General features: G+C 62.8%; 2 protein-coding genes and 3 pseudogenes. 1 reads left to right on the top strand and 4 read right to left on the bottom strand.

The annotated features are described in order from the left end of the window. The 4 genes and pseudogenes from EN738_RS33010 to EN738_RS36640 form a co-directional block, all read right to left on the bottom strand. On the bottom strand, positions 1–829 hold an 829-nt coding region (locus tag EN738_RS33010), incomplete at its 3' end, for a DUF1403 family protein (RefSeq protein ID WP_245494843.1). A gap of 296 nt (positions 830–1,125) precedes the next feature. After that, positions 1,126–1,473: pseudogene (locus EN738_RS33005) on the bottom strand (IS21 family transposase); the annotation flags it as partial. Positions 1,474–1,606: 133 nt separating this feature from the next. Continuing rightward, positions 1,607–1,747 (bottom strand): hypothetical protein, encoded by a 141-nt coding sequence (locus EN738_RS36645; protein WP_236473399.1) that lies wholly within the window; start codon positions 1,745–1,747, stop codon positions 1,607–1,609. A 27-nt stretch (positions 1,748–1,774) separates the two neighbouring features. Then, positions 1,775–1,912 (bottom strand): annotated as a pseudogene (locus EN738_RS36640) (hypothetical protein); the annotation flags it as partial. Positions 1,913–1,975: 63 nt separating this feature from the next. Here EN738_RS36640 and istA point away from each other — a divergent pair. Next, positions 1,976–2,907 (top strand): annotated as a pseudogene (gene istA / locus EN738_RS32995) (IS21 family transposase); the annotation flags it as partial.

Here is a 2,907-nt window from a genome sequence, read left to right as displayed (position 1 = left end):
TTTCCACGACGACGTCCGCCGCCTTGGCCCTGAGTTTCGGCGCAACCGCAAGCAGCCGGTCCGCCCGGCGCTCAAGTTCGGCGAAAAGATCAATGGCGCGCAGCGCAGCGCGCGCCTGCGCGGCCAGCAGGCTTTTGGCCCAATCGGCTTCCGTTTCGGCGCCGGCAGCCAGAGCGGCAGTCACTGGTCGACGCGCCCGGCACGTACCCACAACTAAGGTCGCTTTGGCGCCCAACAAAGGGATTGCATGTGTCCAGCCTAGCCGCTGCGCGAGCAAGACATCGGCAAGCCAGGCTCCGAGAACGCGCCGGAGGCCGTAACGCTCCGCGGCCGCGAAGGCCCCGACCAGCGTTTCGACCGTGCCGGTGTTGGCGGCAAGCTGTCGCAGATCGTCCGTCAGATCGCTGACCGCCTCATCGTTGAGCGTGAGACCTAGATCTTCCAGCACCGCCGCGACATTTTTCTCCGTTAGCAGATCGTCCGCTGGCCGAGATGCCAGCCGCCGCCAAGCAAGAAAGAAAAGGCCGGCGGGACCGACATTGCCGCCCGGTCTTGTGAGCAATACGGCATCGCGCAAGGCCGCTTCGTCCTCGACGCGCCCTGCCTGCCGTGCCGTGACCGCAGCCGCCGAAAGCGCCAGGCGCTGCCGCCAGGCGCCGGCCCACCGCTCCTGCCGGCGGACCACCGCATCGAGCGCGCCGATGGCGGCGCCGGCCGTGACTGCAATGTCCTCGATGCCTTGTCCCGCAACCGTTTGGGTGTCGAGGGCGGCCCCGCGCAACCCAGGTCGGCACCGTTGCCATCGGTGCGATCGAAGAGGCGCCGCCAAGCACGCCACGGCGAGACAGAGAGGGGTTGGGTCGCAGAATCATCGCAAGCACGATGAGTCATGACGGCGCTTTTAGCAATCTATTTGCGCAGAAAGCGCTGTGCTTGTCGGCATCATAAAACGAATGATAATGTTGCCTTATCAGTCGTTTAACTCTTCACGAGTTCGTCCCTGCTAACAAGTAAGTCTCGACAGGGCACCTTTTTGCGCAGCCGGACGAAATTCCGTTCGGTCATGTCACGAAACGCTCGGCCCGCTCCTCTGCCGGCCGATGGTCAACGAAATCCCCTCCCCTAGCTGCGGTTGATCTCGGGGTCGTAGAAGCTGGCGCTGCTGACGCCCGACTTCAGATTGTCGGGAACGATCAGCCGGGGAACGCCTCCGAAGAAACGAAACATCCGGACATGCGAGCCGATCCAGTCCGGGAGCGTTTGCGTCCAAGTTGCCTCCGCAAAGGTGAAGCTGGATGCGCCGAGCACTGCCACGAAGATCTCTGCCTCGCGGATCTCACCGGTCTTGCGATCAACAATCGGGATCTTCTTGCCGGAATAGTCGACGAAGACCTTGTCGCCGGCCGCATGCTCCTGGCGCATCATCGGCGAAAGCCGCTGCTCGAAACTGCGAAAGAGTTCGCAGAAGCGGCTAATATGTTCGGCATAACACTTCACCTGTTATGTTGCGGCCAAATTTATGTTGCGTCTCCGGGGGATGAGCCAAGGATGTCAGTGATTTCCTTGGCCCAAGCCGCCACATAAGAAGAACGGCGATGGTAGTTCGCTACAGGGCTTTCAGGAATGCCATTAATGACGGCAGAGATCGCTGCCGTGGGGGCTCTTTCAAGCCGCTGACTTCAACCTTGGCCAACGCCTTTGCCTTCATTTCCAGATCAACCTCGGCGTAGATGTGCGTGGTGTCCAACGACACATGGCCGAGCCAGGCGCGGATCGTGTCGATATCGACGCCGGCACGCAGGAGGTGGACGGCTGTCGTGTGACGAATCGTATGGGGCTGACGCGCTTCGTGGCCACGGCCTGACGCGCTTCGTGGCCACGGTCGGCACGGTTTTTCTCGCCATGGCGGCATATTGCGTCACGACGCGGTGTATTCCGAACCGTGTCAAAGGTTCCTTCATCCGCCCCAGAAAGACTGCATCGCTCCTATCCCGATCGGTCACGAGGCGAGCCAGCGATATCGCACGACGACGCGACACTTGAGCGGCTGCTGTTTGGCCGTGCCGGTCGTCCGCCGCAAGACCTAAGCGAACCGAACTTTGCGCTGATCGCCAGGGAGTTGAAGCGCAAGGGGGTGACGCTGACGCTGTTGTGGCAGGAGTATCGCGCCGCCAACCCCGACGGCTACGGCTACACCTGGTTCTGCGAGCACTTCGCCGCTTTCGAGCGCCGGACGAGCGCGACATTCCGCAACCGGCATGCGGCGGGCGCGGTGATGCAGACGGACTATGCCGGGCAGACGGTGCCGGTGATCGATCCGGCGACCGGCATCATTTACCCGGCGCACATTTTTGTCGCGGTGCTGGGCGCCTCCAATCTGACCTTCGCCTTTGCCAGCTCCAGCCAGAAGCTGCCGGACTGGATCGAGGGCCAGGTGCGAGCGCTCGCCTTCTTCGGCGGCGTCACCAGAGCGATCGTGTGCGACAACCTGAAGGCCGGTGTCGTCAAGACGCTGTGGTTCGAGCCGACGCTGAACGCGACCTTTGCCGCGATGGCCGAGCATTACGACACCACCATCCTGCCGACCCGCAGCCGCAAGCCGCGCGACAAGGGCAAGGTCGAAGGCGCGGTGCTGATTGTCGAGCGCTGGATTCTGGCGCGGCTGAGGAACCGATCCTTCTTCTCGATCGCCGAGCTCAACGCGGCGATCGCCGAACTGCTCGAGGAGCTGAACAACCGGCCGATGCGCCATGTCGGCCAAAGCCGCCGCGAACTGTTCGGGGAGATCGAGCGGCTGCCTTGAAGCCGCTGCCGGCGGCACCGTTCGAATACGCCGAGTGGAAGTCGGCGAAGGTCCATCCTGACTACCATGTCGAGGTCGACAAGACCTTTTACTCGGTGCCGCAC

This window comes from Mesorhizobium sp. M4B.F.Ca.ET.017.02.2.1 (genome assembly GCF_003998955.1).
GTDB classification, from domain to species: Bacteria; Pseudomonadota; Alphaproteobacteria; order Rhizobiales; family Rhizobiaceae; genus Mesorhizobium; species Mesorhizobium abyssinicae.
Note: the sequence above shows the minus strand (reverse complement) of the source record. Positions and strands in the feature narration are given on the sequence as shown.